The sequence below is a fragment of the Roseateles sp. P5_D6 genome, from assembly GCF_054049415.1.
Window position 1 is genome coordinate 36,643 of record NZ_JBFUMK010000016.1, and the last position, 15,606, is coordinate 52,248.

Below are 15,606 nucleotides of genomic sequence, written 5' to 3' on the forward strand. Positions count from 1 at the left end.
AGCGGCACGCTTTCATCACGGAACCGTCATGTGATCTTTACGATCCAGTAGGAATCAGAGGCGCCGCGAGCGCCCATTTCTTTACCCACTTGCCCGCGAACCCGTCAACCCGAGGATTTCTCATGCCCAAATACAGCCTTTCACCGACCCTGCTCGCGCTGGCGCTGAGCACGGCCTTCCCGATGGCGGCCCTGGCGCAAGCCACGCCGACAGCCGAAGCCAAGAAAGACGTCAGCCAGCTCGAAGCCGTCATCGTCACCGGCAGCCGCCGGGCCGAGAACCTGAAGGAAGTGCCGCTGTCGATCTCGGCGATCAAGTCCGAGGATCTGGACACCTACAACGCCAGCGGCCAGGACGTCCGCGCCTTATCTGGCAAGGTGCCGAGCCTGAACATCGAGTCCGACTACGGCCGCACCTTCCCGCGCTTTTACGTGCGCGGCCTAGGCAACACCGACTTCGACATGAACGCCTCCCAGCCGGTCGGCCTGGTGTACGACGATGTCGTGCAGGAAAGCATCGCGCTCAAGGGCTTCCCGGTCTTTGACATGGCCCAGGTGGAACTGCTGCGCGGCCCGCAGGGCACGCTGTTCGGCCGCAACTCGCCGGCCGGCGTCATGAAGTTTGATTCGGCCAGGCCCACCAAGCGCCTGGAAGGCTACGCCAACATCGGCTTCGGCCGCTGGAGCGCCGTCAACCTCGAGACGGCCGTCAACGTGCCGGTGAACGAAGACCTGCAGCTGCGCGTGGCGGGCCTGGCCCAGCGCCAGAGTGACCGCGTCCACAACCCGGTGACCAGCGCGACGTCCGACCTTGAAGGCTACAACGACAAGGCGCTGCGCCTGCAGGCCCTCTACAAGAGCGGCAACTTCGAGGGTCTTTTCAAGGTCCAGGCCCGCGACTTCAAGGGCACGGCCACGACTTTCCGCGCCAACATCATGAAGCGCGGCACCAATGACCTCGTCGATGGCTACGACGACAGCTCCTACCCCAGCGACGGCTACAACTCGCAGACGCTGAAGTCCAGCGAGATCAGCGCTCGCCTGCGCTGGGATTTCGACGGCGTGTCGCTGTACTCCATCACCGCCCACGACCGCGCCAAGTTCTACAGCCGCGGCGACGTGGATGGTGGCTTCGGCTGCCGCTTCTGCGGCATCCCGGACGGCCCGAAGTACTACCCCTCCGGCTCGAACACGCCCTACCCGTCCGTCATCCCGTTTGACGCGCAGACGGCCGACGGCATCCCCTACCTGCGCCAGACCACCCAGGAATTCCGCCTGCAGTCCAACACCAGCGCGCCGTTCCAGTGGATCGCCGGCCTGTACTACTTCAACGAGAAGCTGCAGGTCGACAGCTTCAACTTCGACAGCTTCGCCGCGGGGGACCCGCAGAACGGCTATGCCGTGCAGCACCAGGAAGCCAAGTCCTGGGCGGCCTTCGGCAATGTGAAGTACGCCGTCACGCCGGACTTCAAGCTCACCGCCGGCCTGCGCTACACCGACGACAAGAAGGACTTCGACGCCGTGCGCACCTGGACGCCGGGCAAGGCCAACAACGTCGACATCATCGGCCCGTTCTACACCCACCCCAAGTCCACGAACTGGAGCTGGGACTTCGGCGCCAACTACAACCTCGACAAGTCCACCAGCGTGTTCGCGCGCGTCGCCACCGGCTACCGCGCGCCGTCCATCCAGGGCCGCGTGCTCTTTGGCGACTCGATCTCGGTGGCGAACTCCGAGAAGGTGCTGTCCGTCGAGGCCGGCTTCAAGGCCGACCTGCTCGACAACACCGCCCGCGTCAGCGGCACGGTGTTCAAGTACCGCGTCAAGGACATGCAGCTGACGGCCGGCTCGGGCTCGACCAATCAGAACCGCCTCGTCAACGCCGCCAAGGCCGAGGGCCAGGGCTTCGAGCTGGACGCCCAGGCCATCATCGCGCGCGACTGGCGCACGACGCTGGGCTTCTCGTACAACGACACGAAGATCAAGGACGCCAATCTCTTCGTGCAACCCTGCGGCAATGCCAACTTCCAGTTCCTGGAAGCCAACACCGGCTGCACGGTGCTCGACCCGGCCGGCCCGCTGGCTGGCACGGTCAGCATCAACGGCAACCCGCTGCCGCGCGCACCCAAGGTCACCTGGAACTGGACGCTCAAGTACAGCGTCGAGCTGGGCAACGGCGAGCTGAGCGTGCTGACCGATTGGGCCTACAAGGACAAGTACAACATGTTCCTGTACGAGGCCGTCGAGTACAAGGCCAAGTCGGCGCTGGAAGGCGGCCTGCGCGTGGGCTACGGCTGGAACAACGGCAAGTATGAAGTGGCGGCCTACTCGCGCAACATCACCAACCACCGCCAGGTCGTCGCCGCCATCGACTTCGACAACCTGACCGGCATCGTCAACGAGCCCCGCAGCTACGGCGTTCAGTTCAAGGCCAGTTTCTGACCTTGTGGGACGGACCTGGCCAGGTAATCCTGGACAGCTCGGTCCTCAACTGATTCAGCGTAAGACGTCATGCGGGCCCCGCCCGCGACTTGGTGAAAACCATCGACGGCCCGGCCCCTTCTAGGGGTCGGGCCTGTTTTTTTGACCCCTAGAATCTTTGTCACATGTCCGCCGCGCCCACCGACTCTCTCGCCCAGTCTTTTGTCGCCTTCGCCGTCGAGGCCGGCGTGCTGCGCTTTGGCGAGTTCAAGACCAAGGCCGGCCGGCTCAGCCCCTATTTCTTCAACGCCGGCCTGTTCGATGACGGTGCCAAGCTGGGGCGACTGGCTGGCTTCTACGCCGAGCGGCTGATGGCCTCGGGCCTGCAGTTCGACATGATCTTCGGCCCGGCCTACAAAGGCATCACGCTGGCCGCCGCTGTATCCATGGAGCTGGCGCGCCGCGGCCACAACGTGCCGTTCGCCTACAACCGCAAGGAAGCCAAGGACCATGGCGAGGGTGGCACCCTCGTCGGCGCGCCGGTCCAGGGCCGCGTGCTGATCATCGACGACGTCATCTCCGCCGGCACCTCGGTGCGCGAATCCATCCAGATGATCGAGGCCGCCGGTGCCGCGCCCTGTGGTGTGAGCATTGCGCTGGACCGCCAGGAGAAGGCGGCCGAAGGCGGCGTCGACAGCCCGCAGTCTGCCGTGCAACAGGTTCAGCAGCGCTACGGCCTGCCGGTCGTCGCCGTGGCGGGTCTTGCCGACCTGCTGGCCTTTCTTGAAGGCGCGCCGGAGCTGGCCGCCCACCGCCCGGCCGTGCTGGCCTACCGAGAGCGTTACGGGGTCTGATGCGCGTCCTGCCCGCCCTGCCCGTTCTTGCCGGCCTGTTCGTCGCCAGCACCGCGCTGGCGCAAGACGTCACGCCCGCCAAGGGCATCTACACCTGCACGACGGCCGATGGCCGCAAGCTGACCGGCGACCGCCCCATCCCCGAGTGCACGACGCGCGAACAGCGCGTGCTCAACCCCGACGGCTCGCAGCGCGCGACGCTGCCGCCCTTCCTCAGCCCCGAGGAGCGCACCGCCAAGGAGGCCGCGGACCGCCGCGCCGCGGCGGAACGCATTGCCCAGTTGGACGCCATCCGCCGCGACCGCACGCTGATGCTGCGCTATCCCACCGAGGCCGCCCACCAGCGCGCCCGCAACGCCGCGCTGGACGACTCCAACAAGGCCATGCGCATGTCCGAGCGCCGCATCAAGGACCTGAACATCGAGCGCAAGCCCCTGCTCGACGAGGCCGAGTTCTACAAGGGCCGCCCACTGCCGGCCAAGCTCAAGCAGATGCTGGACGCCAATGACGCGAGCATCGAGGCCCAGCAGGTTCTCATCGAGAACCAGAAGGCCGAACTCGTGCGCATCAACAAGACCTTCGACGCCGAGCTCGCCCGGCTGAAGAAACTCTGGGCCGGCGCCACGCCGGGCTCGCTGCCACCGCTTGGCGAGCTGCCGCCGACGGCACCGCCGCCGACGCCCAAGCGCTGAGTTCAGCTTCGGGCAAACCCTGGGCTAACCGAGCTTCTTCTTCAGCAGTTCATTGACCAGGGCGGGGTTGGCCTTGCCCTTGGTCGCCTTCATCGCCTGGCCGACCAGCGCGTTGAAAGCCTTGTCCTTGCCGGCCCGAAACTCGTCGACCGACTTCTGGTTGGCGGCCAGCACCTCGTCGAGGATGGCCTCGATGGCGCCGGTGTCATTCGACGTCCTGAGGTCCTTGGCGTCGATGACTGCATCGACATCCTTGCCCTCGCCGCTCCACAAGGCTTCGAAAACTTGCTTGGCAGAGTTGTTGGAGATCGTGCCGTCGGTAATGCGCACGATCAACTTGGCCAGCAACTCCGGGCCGACTGGCGCGGCATCAATCTCGCGGTCTTCCGAATTCAGCCGGCGCGACACCTCGCCCATAACCCAGTTTGCAACCAGCTTCGGAACCGCACCCGCGGCCTTCGCGGCCTCGTAGTAGCGCGCCGTCGCCAGGCTCTGCGTCATCATCGTCGCGTCATAGGCGGGCAAGCCATCGACGCTCTCGAAGCGCGCCGCCATCACGCGCGGCAGCTCGGGCATCTCACCCTTCACGCGCTCCACCCATTCCGGCGCAATGACCAGCGGCGGCAGGTCGGGGTCGGGGAAGTAGCGGTAGTCCGCCGAGTCTTCCTTGCTGCGCATCGCGCGGGTCTCACCCGTGTCGGGGTTGTAGAGGATGGTCGCTTGGCTGATTCGGCGGCCGTCCTCCAGCTCATCGATCTGCCAGTTGACCTCGTAGTTCACCGCGTCGACGAGGAAGCGGAAGCTGTTGAGGTTTTTGATCTCGCGGCGCGTGCCGTAGGGCTCGCCGGGTTTGCGCACCGASACGTTGRCGTCGCAGCGGAASGASCCYTCCTGCATGTTGCCGTCGCAGATGCCCAGCCACATCACCAGCGCATGCAGCGTCTTGGCGTACTCGACCGCCTCCGCACCCGAGCGCATGTCGGGCTCGGAGACGATCTCCAGCAGCGGCGTGCCGGCGCGGTTCAGGTCGATGCCGGACTGGCCGTGATAGTCCTCATGCAGGCTCTTGCCCGCGTCTTCTTCGAGGTGGGCACGGGTCAGGTTGACCTTGTGCTTGACGTCGCCGACGAAGAATTCGACCGAGCCACCCTGCACCACCGGGATCTCGAACTGGCTGATCTGGTAGCCCTTGGGCAGGTCCGGGTAGAAGTAGTTCTTGCGCGCGAAGATGGACAGCGGCGCCACCTTGGCGCCGACCGCCAGGCCGAAGCGGATGGCGCGCTCGACGGCCGCACGGTTCAGCACCGGCAGCGTGCCGGGCAGGGCCAGGTCCACCGGCGAGGCTTGCGTGTTGGGCGCGGCGCCGAAGGCGGTCGAGCTGCCGCTGAAGATCTTGCTCTGCGTGGAGAGCTGGACGTGGTTTTCGAGGCCGATGACGACCTCATAACCGCGGATGAGCTTGGAAGTTGGCATATTCAGAATCCTGCGGGCGCGGCCAGATGCCAGTCGGTGGCCTGCTGGAGGGCATGAGCGGCGTGCAGCAATTGCCCTTCCTTGAAGTAGTTACCGATCAACTGCAGGCCGACGGGCATGCCGCCGTCGCCCAAGCCCACCGGCACGCTCATGCCGGGCAGGCCAGCAAGCGAGCCGGGCAGCGTGAAGATGTCGGCGAGGTAGGCCTGGGTCGGGTTGTCCTTGCCCTCGCCATGCTTCCAGGCGACGGTGGGCGCCACCGGGCCGGCGATGACGTCGCACTGGGCGAAGCACTGCTGGAAGTCGTCAGCGATCATGCGGCGCAGCTTCTGAGCCTGCAGGTAATAGGCGTCGTAGTAGCCGTGTGACAGCACGTAGCTGCCAATCATGATGCGGCGCTTGACCTCTGGGCCGAAACCCTCGGCGCGCGTCTTCTTGTACATATCGAGAAGATCGTCGTACTTGGCCGCACGATGGCCGAACTTGACGCCATCAAAGCGGCTCAGGTTGGAACTCGCCTCGGCCGGCGCAATGATGTAGTAGACGGGAATGGCCAGTTCGGTGCGCGGCAGGCTGACGTCCACCAGCGTGGCGCCCAGCTTTTCCAGCTCGGCCAGACCCGCGCGCACGGCGGCGTTCACGTCCGCCGACAGGCCCGCCGGGAAGAACTCCTTAGGCAGGCCAATGCGCAGGCCCTTCAGCGGTTTGCCGGCAGAAGCGCCCTCGCGGGCCGCCAGCATCTGCGCATGAAAGTCCTGCGGCGGTTGCTGCACGCTGGTCGCGTCGCGCTCGTCGAAGCCGCTCATGCTGGACAGCAGCAGCGCGCAGTCCTCGGCCGAGCGGGCCATGGGGCCGGCCTGGTCCAGGCTGGAGGCGAAGGCGATCATGCCGTAGCGGCTGCACACGCCATACGTCGGCTTGATGCCGGTGATGCCCGTGAAGCTGGCCGGCTGGCGGATGGAGCCGCCGGTGTCGGTGCCGGTCGTGCCGGGCACGAGGCGGGCTGCCACGGCGACGGCCGAGCCGCCGGACGAGCCGCCGGGCACGCGACTGACATCCCAGGGGTTGTGCGCCGGACCGTAGGCGCTGTTCTCGTTGGCCGAACCCATGGCGAACTCGTCGCAGTTCAGCTTGCCCAGGCTCACCGTGCCGGCCGCGTTCAGCCGCGCGACAACGGTCGCGTCAAACGGGCTGCGGTAGCCGGCCAGGATCTTGGAGCCGGCCGTCGTCGGCATGTCGGCCGTGACGTAGATGTCCTTGTGCGCAATCGGCACGCCGGTCAGCGCAGCGGCATTGCCGGACGCCAGCACCGCGTCAGCGGCAGCCGCACGGGCCAGCGCGCCGTCGGCGTCCACATGCAGGAAGGCGCCCAGGCTGGCGTGGGCGGCAATGCGCTCCAGCAGGCTTTGCGTCGCCTCGCGGCTGGACAGGGCACGGCTTTTCAGGGCGGCGGCCAGCTCGGCCACGCCCATGTCGTGAACGGGCTTCATTCGATGACCTTGGGAACGAGGAAGAGGCCGTCCTCGACGGCCGGGGCGCTGCGCTGGTTCAGCTCGCGCTGGTTGGTCTCGGTGACGACGTCATCACGCAGGCGCAACTGCACCTGCTGGATGGCCGACAGCGGCGTGTACAGCGGCTCGACGCCGGCCGTGTCGACGGCGCTCATCTGGTCCACGATCTTGAAGAAGTCGTTCAGGTTGCCCAGCAGCGCCGCAGATTCAGCCGGTTGCAGTTCCAGCCGGGCCAAATTGGCGATGCGGCTCACGTCATCGGGAGTGAGGCTCATGAGTCGTTTTCAGAAGTAAGGATTGAGCCAGAAACCCAGTATTGGCGGGCTCAAAACGAAGGGGTTCGGTTATTATCGCCGTCCATCTTCATGGCCTTCGGGGCTGCCCTCTCAGCGACAGATTTCGTCGCGGTCCGGGCGGCCTTGCTGCTTTAAGCACCCCCCATTTTCAGAGCCGCGCCCCGCCGGCGAGGCTCCTTCCGCGCCCACCCATGTTCGCCTCCCTGCGCCGCTATTTCTCGACCGACCTCGCCATCGACCTCGGCACCGCCAACACCCTGATCTACGTGCGTGGCAAGGGCATCGTCCTCGACGAGCCCTCGGTCGTTTCCATCCGCCACGAAGGCGGCCCCAACGGCAARAAAACCATCCARGCCGTYGGCCRCGARGCCAAGGCCATGCTGGGCAAGGTSCCCGGCAACATYGAGGCCATCCGGCCGATGAAGGACGGCGTCATCGCCGACTTCACGGTGACCGAGCAGATGCTCAAGCAGTTCATCAAGATGGTCCACGACTCGAAGACCTTCAAGCCGAGCCCGAGGATCATCATCTGCGTGCCCTGCGGTTCCACCCAGGTGGAGCGCCGTGCGATCCGCGAGAGCGCCCTGGGCGCCGGCGCCAGCGAGGTCTACCTGATTGAGGAACCCATGGCCGCCGCGATCGGCGCCGGGCTGCCGGTGGCCGAGGCCWSGGGCTCSATGGTSGTCGACATCGGCGGCGGCACSACCGAAGTCGGYGTSATYTCGCTGGGCGGCATGGTCTACAARGGCAGCGTGCGTGTCGGCGGCGACMRSTTCGACGARGCCATCATCAAYTACATCCGCCGCAAYTACGGCATGCTGATCGGCGAGCCCACSGCCGAGGCSATCAAGAAGARCATCGGCWSCGCCTTCCCCGGCTCCGARGTCAAGGAGATGGARGTCAAGGGCCGCAACCTCTCCGAGGGCGTGCCGCGCAGCTTCACGATCTCGTCCAACGAGATCCTGGAAGCCCTGACCGACCCGCTGAACCAGATCGTCTCCGCCGTGAAGAACGCGCTGGAACAGACGCCGCCCGAGCTGGGCGCCGACATCGCCGAGCGCGGCATGATGCTGACCGGCGGCGGCGCACTGCTGCGCGACCTGGACCGCCTGCTGGGCGAGGAAACCGGCCTGCCGGTGCTGGTGGCCGAAGACCCGCTGACCTGCGTCGTGCGCGGTTGCGGCATGGCGCTCGAACGCATGGAGCGCCTGGGCTCGATCTTCACGTCGGAGTGAACCGGCCTTCTTCCCACGCTGAAGCAATGCAACCACAGAGGCACAGAGGCACGGAGAACAGACCGGCTCCGCATTTCCTCTGTGCCTCTGTGCCTCGGTCGTTGCGTTTATCGTCGCAACCGCCACTGTCTGCCTGACCTCGCGGCGCCATGCCCCTCGGCACACTAGACCGCACCCCACCGCCGTTCTTCCGCCAGGGTCCGTCGGCGCTGACCAAGCTCGCGCTGTGTTCGGCGCTCGCGCTGCTGCTGATGGTGGCGGACGCGCGTTTCAAGCTCATGCAGCCGGTGCGCGGCGCCTATGCGCTGGTGCTGCACCCGGTGCAGCGCCTGCTGCTGACGCCGGTGGACGCCTGGGAGACGGCTGGCGACTACCTGCGCGGCACCAAGCGCGCCATGGAGGCCGAGGACCAGGCCAGGCGGCAGCTCAGCGCCCAGGCCGAGCGCCTGTCGCGCGCCCAGGCGCTGGAGGCCGAGAACGACCATCTGCGCAAGCTGCTGGGCCTCAAGCCCTCGCTGATTGCGCCCTCGATGCCTGCCGAGGTGCTGTTCGAAGCACCCGACCCCTTTTCGCGCCGTGTTGTCATCGACCGGGGTGCCACGCTGGGCGTGGTGGCTGGTTCGCCGGTCATCAATGAGGCCGGCGTGCTGGGGCAGGTAACGCGCGTCTACCCGCTGTCGGCCGAGGTCACGCTGCTGACCGACAAGGAGGCAGCCATCCCGCTGTTGAACGCCCGCACGCAGATGCGCAATGCCGCCGCCGGCCGCGCTGACGGATCGGGCATGGAATTGCGCTTCCTGGCGGCGAACGCCGACATCAAGGTCGGCGACCTGATGACGACCTCCGGCCTGGACGGCGTCTACCCGCCGGGCCTGCCGGTCGCCAAGGTCAGCGTCGTCGAGCGGCGCGGCGATTCCAGCTTCGCCCAGGTGCTGCTGGCACCCATTGCCCAGCCCGACAGCGCCCGCCACGTCCTCATCTTGCTGCCGCAGGACCGTCATCTGCCTGCCAAGAAGGAAGCGGAAGCGGCCGCCGCCGATGAAGCCGCCTCCGCCGCGGCCACCAAGGCCGCCGTGCGCGCCGCCAAGAAGGCCGAGCGTGCTGAAAGAGCCGCCGCCAAGGCTTCGGGAGCCTCCCAATGATCATGCCGCGCGCCGCCGACCAGCTGCTGCTGCCGGCCAACCCCTGGTTCATCGGCTTCACGCTGATCGTCGCGCTGATGATCGACATGGTGCCGGCCGGCCGGCTGGCGGCCTCGCCTGACGTGCTGGCCGTCGTGCTCGTGTTCTGGGGCGTGCACCAGCCCCGGCGCGTCGGCGTGTTGTGGGCCTTCATCTTCGGCCTGGCCATGGACGTGCACGACGGCGCCCTGCTCRGGCAGCATGCGCTGGCCTACAGCGGCCTGAGCTTCGGCGCCATCACGCTGCACCGCCGCCTGACCTGGTTCCCGCTGGGCGCCCAGGCCGTGCAGGTGCTGCCGCTGTTCTTCGGCGCCCATGCGCTGGCCTTGATCGTGCGGATGATCATCGGTGGCATGTGGCCGGGCTGGGGCGTGCTGCTGGCGCCGGTCTTCGAGGCGGCGCTGTGGCCCGTGGCGAGCTTCCTGCTGCTGGCACCGCAGCGCCGTGCGCCCGACCGCGACGCCCACCGGCCACTCTGAGCCGTGGTCGTCCTCAAGAACCTCCACCAGGAGCTGTCGCGCTTTCGGCTGCGCGTGCTGGCCGCGGGCGCCTTCGTGCTGTTCTGCTTCGGCCTGCTGGTCGCGCGCCTGCTGTGGTTGCAGGTGGTGCAGTACGACAGCTTCGCCGAACGCGCCGAGTCCAACCGCATCGCCGTCGTGCCCATCGTGCCCAACCGCGGCCTGATCAAGGACCGCAACGGCGTCGTGCTCGCAAGCAACTACTCGGCCTACACGCTGGAAATCAACCCCGAGAAGGTCGTCGATCTGGACGCCACCATCGAGGCCCTGGGTCAGGTCATCGAGGTTCAGGCCCGCGACAAGCGCCGCTTCAAGCGCCTGCTGGAAGAAACCAAGCACACCGACTCCCTGCCCATCCGCACCAAGCTGACGGATGAAGAGGTCGCCCGCTTCACGGCCCAGCGCTTTCGCTTCCCCGGCGTGGAGATCAAGGCGCGGCTGTTCCGCTCCTATCCCCTGGGCGAGGTTGGCGCCCACCTGATCGGCTATATCGGCCGCATCAACCAGGCCGAGAAGAAGGCCATGGACGATTGGGAAGAAGAAGACCTCGCCAACTACCGCGGCACCGAGTACATCGGCAAGCTGGGCCTGGAACAGGCCTATGAGAAGGAGCTGCACGGCGCGACCGGTTTCGAGCAGGTGGAGACGAGCGCAGGCGGCCGCGCCGTGCGGCGCCTGGCCCACAAGCCGCCGACGCCCGGCAACACGCTGAACCTGTCCATCGACATCAAGCTGCAGGCGCTGGTGGAGCGGCTCTTCGGCGAGCGCCGCGGCGCGCTGGTCGCCATCGATCCGCGCAACGGCGAGGTACTGGCCTTCGTCTCCAAGCCGACCTTCGACCCCAACCTCTTCGTCGACGGCATCGACGCCGACTCCTGGCGCGACCTCAACGAGGACATCGACAAGCCACTGCTGAACCGGGCCCTGCGCGGCACCTACCCGCCGGGTTCGACGTTCAAGCCGCTGATGGCCATGGCGGCGCTGAACAGTGGCAAGCGCTCGCCCAGCACGGTCATCATCGACAACCTGACCTACAGCTTCGGCGGCCGCACCTTCGGCAGCCCCGAGACCGATCGCGCCGGCCCCAAGGACATGCGCCTGGCCATCGTCAGCTCGTCCAACGTCTATTTCTACAGCCTGGCCAACGAGATGGGCGTGGACCTGATCCACGACCAGCTGGAGCCCTTCGGCCTGGGCCGCAAGACCGAGATCGACGTGCAGGGCGAGGTCACCGGCGTCCTGCCCTCTCAGGACTGGAAGCGCCGCTACTTCGCCAGGAGCCCGGCGAATCAGAAGTGGTTCCCCGGCGAGACCATCTCGCTGGGCATCGGCCAGGGCTACAACAGCTTCACCATGCTGCAGATGGCCACGGCCTACTCGACCATCGCTTCCGGCGGCCAGCGCTACAAGCCGCGCCTGGTGCGCGAGATCGAGGACGTGGTGAAGCACGAGCAGCGCCGCATCGCCAGCGATGCGCTGCCCGCGCTGCCGCTGAAGCCCGCCGACGTCGCCGTCATTCAGAACGCGATGAACGGCGTGACGCTGGAGGGCACGTCGCGCCAGGTCTTCCTGGGCGCGGGCTACCAGAGCGGCGGCAAGACCGGCACCGCCCAGGCCGTCGGCTTGAAGGCCGGCGAGAAGTACAGCAGCATCAAGGCAGACGAGCGCAAGCGCGACCATTCGCTCTACGTCGCCTTCGCGCCGGTGGACAACCCGACGGTGGCCCTGGCCGTCATCGTCGAGAACGCCGGCTGGGGATCTTCTTCCGCTGCGCCGATTGCGCGCCGCGTATTCGACTATCTACTGCTGGGCCAGTACCCCAGCGAGGAAGACATCGCCAAGACGCAGCTGGGCCAGACCTTCGCCCCCACCGGCACACCGCGCAAGGTGGCGGACGTGCCACTGTCAGGCTGGCAGCCGATAGCGCCCTCGGTCTCGGCCTCCGCAGCTTCGGCGCCCCCCGCACCCACCTCGGGAGCCTCGCGATGACCGTCATCGAACGCCCGCCCCTGTGGCAACGCCTCAAGCCCTGGCTCAGCGGCTTCGACATCCCGCTGCTGCTCGCCGTGCTGTGGATGTGCGGCTGGGGCCTGCTGTGCATGTACTCGGCCGGCTACGACCACGGCACGCGCTTTGCCGACCATGCCCGCAACATGGTGCTGGCACTGGGGCTGATGTTCATCGTCGCCCAGGTGCCGCCGCAAAAGCTGATGGCCCTGGCCATTCCGCTGTACACGATCGGCGTGATGCTGCTGATCGCGACCGCTCTCTTTGGTGTCACGAAGAAGGGGGCCACGCGCTGGCTCAGCATCGGCGTCACGCAGATCCAGCCGTCCGAGCTGCTCAAGCTGGCGACGCCGCTGATGCTGGCCTGGTGGTTCCAGAAGCGCGAGGGCCTGCTGCGCTGGCCCGACTTCATCGCCGCCTTCGCGTTGCTGCTCGTGCCCTTTTTGCTGATCGCCAAGCAGCCCGACCTGGGCACCGGCATCCTGGTGCTGGCGGCCGGCCTTTACGTGATCTTCTTCGCCGGCCTGCCGTGGAAGCTCATCGTGCCGGCCCTGGTGCTGGGCGCCGCCGGCGCGACGGCCCTGGTGCTCAGCGAGGACGCCATCTGCCAGCCCGACCTGAAATGGCCGGTGCTCAAGGAGTACCAGAAACACCGCATCTGCACGCTGCTGGACCCGTCCAAGGACCCGCTGGGCAAGGGCTTTCACATCATCCAGGGCGAGATCGCCATCGGCTCCGGCGGCATGACCGGCAAGGGCTTCATGCAGGGCACGCAGACCCACCTGGAGTTCATCCCCGAGCGCACCACCGACTTCATCTTCGCGGCCTTTGGCGAGGAGTTTGGACTGATGGGGGCGCTGGCCCTGCTGGCCGGCTTCACCGCGCTGATCCTGCGCGGGCTGATGATCGCCTCCGACGCGCCGACCCTGTTCACCCGCCTGATGGCCGGCGCGGTGACGCTGTCCTTCTTCACCTATGTCTTCGTCAACATGGGCATGGTCAGCGGCATCCTGCCGGTCGTGGGCGTGCCCCTGCCCTTCGTCAGCTATGGCGGTACGGCGATGGTGACGCTGGGGTTGTCGCTGGGGCTGCTGCTGTCGATCGCCCGCGTCAAGAAGCTGGTGAAGACGTAGCCGGAAACCTGATCGTGAACCGTGCCCCCGGCCCCTGGCCGTCGGGCGTCTCGCCCCCCACGGCGCGCCGCACGCGCGCGTCATCCAGGGTCAGCTCGGCCTCGTGGTGCTGCACGATCTCCTGCACGATGGCCAGCCCCAGGCCCGAGCCTTCCACACCGCTGCCGAGCGAGCGGTAGAAGGGCTGGAACACCTTGTCGCGCTCGGCGGGCGCGATGCCCGGCCCGGTGTCCTCGACCTGCAGCACGACAACTTGGCCAAAGGGGTCCTCCACCACGCGCACCGTCACCAGGCCGCCGGCCGGCGTGTAGAGCAGCGCGTTGTCGACGAGGTTGCGGATCAGCTCCCCGATCAACACTGGCTGGCCATGCACACGCAGCCGGCTTTCATCCGGCACCACGCCGTCGTAGCCCAGGTCAATGCGGCGCTCCAGCGCGCGCGGCACGAAATCGCGCACCGTGTCGATGGCGATCTCGGCCAGGCTGACGGGTTCACGCCGCATGGCCTGTTCGGCGTCTTCAGCGCGGGCCATGGACAGCAGCTGGTTGACCATGTGGGCCGCTCGCTCGCTGGCGCGGGCAATCTGGGCCAGCGAACGTTTCAATTCATCAGGGTTGGAGCGGCCAGCATCGATCTCGCGCTGCATGAACTCGGCCTGGGTACGCAGGCCAGCCAGCGGCGTCTTGAGCTGATGGGCAGCGTCGGCCAGGAAGTGCTTCTGCCGGCTCATCGATGAGTCCAGCCGCGCGAGCAGGTCGTTGATGGCCTGCACCAGCGGCGCGACCTCATCGGGCACGCGCTGCTCGTCAATGGGCGACAGGTCTGAACTCTCGCGCGAGCGGATGCGCCGCTGCAATTCATTCAGCGGCGAGATGCCACGCGCCAGCGCCAGCCAGACCAGCAGCACCGCCAGCGGCAGGATGACGAACTGCGGCAGGATGACGCCCTTGATGATCTCGTTGGTCAGCCGGGCGCGCTTGCCCAGCGTCTCGGCGACCTGCACCAGCATGGTCTTGGCCGACCCGGCCTGCCCCTCGGGCGCCACCCAGAGATAGGCCACGCGCACGGCGTCGGTGCCGACCTCGTCGTCGCGGAAATGCAGCTCCCAGGGCACGACGGGGGCATCCTCGGTCGGCACCGCCAACGTCGCATCGCCACTGAGCAGTTCGCCACGCAGGCCCAGCACCTGGTAGAAGACCGTGTCCGACGCGTCCGCCCGCAACAACGCCGCGGCCTCGGGCGCCAGCGCATAACGGTCCTTGCCCTTGACAGGCGCCGCCTCGGCCGCCACCTGCAGCCCGAGGCTGCGCGCCATCTCGCCCAGCTCGCGGTCATAGGGCCGGCTGGCAATGCCCTGCGCCACCAGCCAGGTCAGTGCGACGCTGATCGGCCAGATCAGCAGCAGCGGCGCGAGCATCCAGTCGAGGATCTCGCCGAACAGCGAACCCTGCGCAGCAGGGGCGCCCGCCCGAACCAGCGTGCCCTGTTCGGGGCTGGCGCCGTCCTTGTTGGGCATTTAGGAGTTGATCTTCTCTAAGCAGTAGCCGAGGCCGCGCACCGTCGCGATGCGAATCGGCCCCTGCTCGATCTTCTTGCGCAGCCGATGGATATAGACCTCGATGGCGTTGTTCGAGACTTCTTCGCCCCATTCGCACAGGCGCTCGACGAGCTGGTCCTTGCTGACCAGCCGCCCGGCGCGCTGCAGCAGCACCTCCAGCAGCGACAGCTCGCGGGCTGACAGCTCCAGCATCTGCTCGTTGATGTAGGCCACGCGGCCAGTGGCATCAAAGGTCAGCGGCCCGTGCTTGATGAGGCTGCTGGCGGTGCCCAGGCCACGGCGGGTCAGCGCGCGCACGCGCGCCTCAAGCTCCTGCAATGAGAAGGGCTTGGCCATGTAGTCATCGGCGCCCAGGTCCAGCCCCTTGACGCGCTGCTCGACGCTGTCCGCCGCCGTCAGGATCAGCACCGGCATGGTGGAACCGCGTGCGCGCAGCTTGCGCAGCACCTCCAGCCCATGCAGGCGCGGCAGACCAAGGTCGAGGATGACGAGGTCGAACTCATGCGTCGCCAACGCCGAATCGGCCTCGGTGCCAGAACTGACCCTGTCGACAGCGTAGCCAGAGGCCCGCAAGGCCCGCAGCAAGCCATCGGCCAGCACTTGGTCGTCTTCGGCAATCAGGATGCGCATAGGTTTTGTCTCCGCCGCCGATGTTAGGCGGTGGCACGCTGGCTCATGCCATGAGCCACCCCACACCTAGGATGCTCCTCAATCCTGATCCGCTAGCT

Annotated in this window: 13 protein-coding genes; 8 read left to right on the forward strand and 5 right to left on the reverse strand. The window is 67.1% G+C overall.

The annotated features are described in order from the left end of the window. The first annotated feature begins 122 nt into the window (after positions 1-122). The 3 genes from ACXJKM_RS20565 to ACXJKM_RS20575 all read left to right on the forward strand — a co-directional run bounded on the left by ACXJKM_RS20565 (position 123) and on the right by ACXJKM_RS20575 (position 3,966). Positions 123-2,441: a TonB-dependent receptor gene (locus ACXJKM_RS20565; protein ID WP_457354826.1), complete on the forward strand. Its 2,319-nt coding sequence runs from the start codon at positions 123-125 to the stop codon at positions 2,439-2,441. A gap of 164 nt (positions 2,442-2,605) precedes the next feature. Beyond that, entirely contained in the window at positions 2,606-3,274 is a 669-nt protein-coding gene (pyrE, locus tag ACXJKM_RS20570) for an orotate phosphoribosyltransferase (RefSeq protein WP_457354828.1), read from the forward strand. Then, positions 3,274-3,966 carry a hypothetical protein gene (locus tag ACXJKM_RS20575; protein WP_056191490.1) on the forward strand — a complete coding sequence of 231 codons (693 nt, stop codon included), beginning with the start codon at positions 3,274-3,276 and terminating at the stop codon, positions 3,964-3,966. The genes pyrE and ACXJKM_RS20575 overlap by 1 nt, the downstream gene beginning before the upstream one ends. A 24-nt stretch (positions 3,967-3,990) precedes the next feature. Here the strand turns inward: ACXJKM_RS20575 and gatB are convergent, their stop codons facing one another. Genes gatB through gatC form a run of 3 tightly spaced genes read right to left on the reverse strand, consistent with a single transcriptional unit; the run spans position 3,991 to position 7,225 of the window. Next, complete coding sequence (gene gatB / locus ACXJKM_RS20580; RefSeq protein ID WP_457321246.1) at positions 3,991-5,439, reverse strand: Asp-tRNA(Asn)/Glu-tRNA(Gln) amidotransferase subunit GatB; 1,449 nt, start codon at positions 5,437-5,439, stop codon at positions 3,991-3,993. A 2-nt stretch (positions 5,440-5,441) separates the two neighbouring features. Further along, the gene (gatA, locus tag ACXJKM_RS20585; protein WP_457354830.1) at positions 5,442-6,929 is read right to left on the reverse strand and encodes an Asp-tRNA(Asn)/Glu-tRNA(Gln) amidotransferase subunit GatA; all 1,488 of its coding nucleotides are present in this window, start codon (positions 6,927-6,929) and stop codon (positions 5,442-5,444) included. Beyond that, positions 6,926-7,225 (reverse strand): Asp-tRNA(Asn)/Glu-tRNA(Gln) amidotransferase subunit GatC, encoded by a 300-nt coding sequence (gene gatC / locus ACXJKM_RS20590; protein WP_457354832.1) that lies wholly within the window; start codon positions 7,223-7,225, stop codon positions 6,926-6,928. Before gatC ends, gatA begins: the two co-directional genes overlap by 4 nt. 212 nt (positions 7,226-7,437) lie before the next feature. On the opposite strand from gatC, the gene ACXJKM_RS20595 reads away from it, so the two are divergent. The 5 genes from ACXJKM_RS20595 (at position 7,438) to rodA (ending at position 13,320) form a co-directional block, all read left to right on the forward strand. After that, on the forward strand, positions 7,438-8,481 hold the full coding sequence (locus ACXJKM_RS20595; RefSeq protein WP_457354834.1) for a rod shape-determining protein: 1,044 nt from the start codon (positions 7,438-7,440) through the stop codon (positions 8,479-8,481). Between the two features lie 149 nt (positions 8,482-8,630). Continuing rightward, on the forward strand, positions 8,631-9,623 hold the full coding sequence (gene mreC / locus ACXJKM_RS20600) for a rod shape-determining protein MreC (protein WP_457321242.1): 993 nt from the start codon (positions 8,631-8,633) through the stop codon (positions 9,621-9,623). Beyond that, complete coding sequence (gene mreD / locus ACXJKM_RS20605; protein WP_457354836.1) at positions 9,620-10,141, forward strand: rod shape-determining protein MreD; 522 nt, start codon at positions 9,620-9,622, stop codon at positions 10,139-10,141. Before mreC ends, mreD begins: the two co-directional genes overlap by 4 nt. Before the next feature lie 3 nt (positions 10,142-10,144). Continuing rightward, entirely contained in the window at positions 10,145-12,169 is a 2,025-nt protein-coding gene (gene mrdA / locus ACXJKM_RS20610; protein ID WP_457354838.1) for a penicillin-binding protein 2, read from the forward strand. Continuing rightward, positions 12,166-13,320: a rod shape-determining protein RodA gene (rodA, locus tag ACXJKM_RS20615; protein WP_056191477.1), complete on the forward strand. Its 1,155-nt coding sequence runs from the start codon at positions 12,166-12,168 to the stop codon at positions 13,318-13,320. The genes mrdA and rodA overlap by 4 nt, the downstream gene beginning before the upstream one ends. Here the strand turns inward: rodA and ACXJKM_RS20620 are convergent. Continuing rightward, positions 13,298-14,737 carry a sensor histidine kinase gene (locus ACXJKM_RS20620; protein WP_457354908.1) on the reverse strand — a complete coding sequence of 480 codons (1,440 nt, stop codon included), beginning with the start codon at positions 14,735-14,737 and terminating at the stop codon, positions 13,298-13,300. The two genes, rodA and ACXJKM_RS20620, sit on opposite strands and share 23 nt — an antisense overlap. 99 nt (positions 14,738-14,836) lie before the next feature. Next, a complete protein-coding gene (locus ACXJKM_RS20625; protein ID WP_056191475.1) occupies positions 14,837-15,508 on the reverse strand; it encodes a response regulator in 672 nt (223 codons plus the stop codon). Positions 15,509-15,606 lie beyond the last annotated feature (98 nt).

Bases quoted from the DNA above. Each gene is read 5' to 3' on its own strand.
- ACXJKM_RS20565 (WP_457354826.1), top strand. From the start codon at position 123: ATGCCCAAATACAGCCTTTCACCGACCCTGCTCGCGCTGGCGCTGAGC.
- gatC (WP_457354832.1), bottom strand. From the start codon at position 7,225: ATGAGCCTCACTCCCGATGACGTGAGCCGCATCGCCAATTTGGCCCGG.
- gatA (WP_457354830.1), bottom strand. From the start codon at position 6,929: ATGAAGCCCGTTCACGACATGGGCGTGGCCGAGCTGGCCGCCGCCCTG.
- pyrE (WP_457354828.1), top strand. From the start codon at position 2,606: ATGTCCGCCGCGCCCACCGACTCTCTCGCCCAGTCTTTTGTCGCCTTC.
- ACXJKM_RS20575 (WP_056191490.1), top strand. From the start codon at position 3,274: ATGCGCGTCCTGCCCGCCCTGCCCGTTCTTGCCGGCCTGTTCGTCGCC.
- ACXJKM_RS20625 (WP_056191475.1), bottom strand. From the start codon at position 15,508: ATGCGCATCCTGATTGCCGAAGACGACCAAGTGCTGGCCGATGGCTTG.
- ACXJKM_RS20620 (WP_457354908.1), bottom strand. From the start codon at position 14,737: ATGCTCGCGCCGCTGCTGCTGATCTGGCCGATCAGCGTCGCACTGACC.
- rodA (WP_056191477.1), top strand. From the start codon at position 12,166: ATGACCGTCATCGAACGCCCGCCCCTGTGGCAACGCCTCAAGCCCTGG.
- mreC (WP_457321242.1), top strand. From the start codon at position 8,631: ATGCCCCTCGGCACACTAGACCGCACCCCACCGCCGTTCTTCCGCCAG.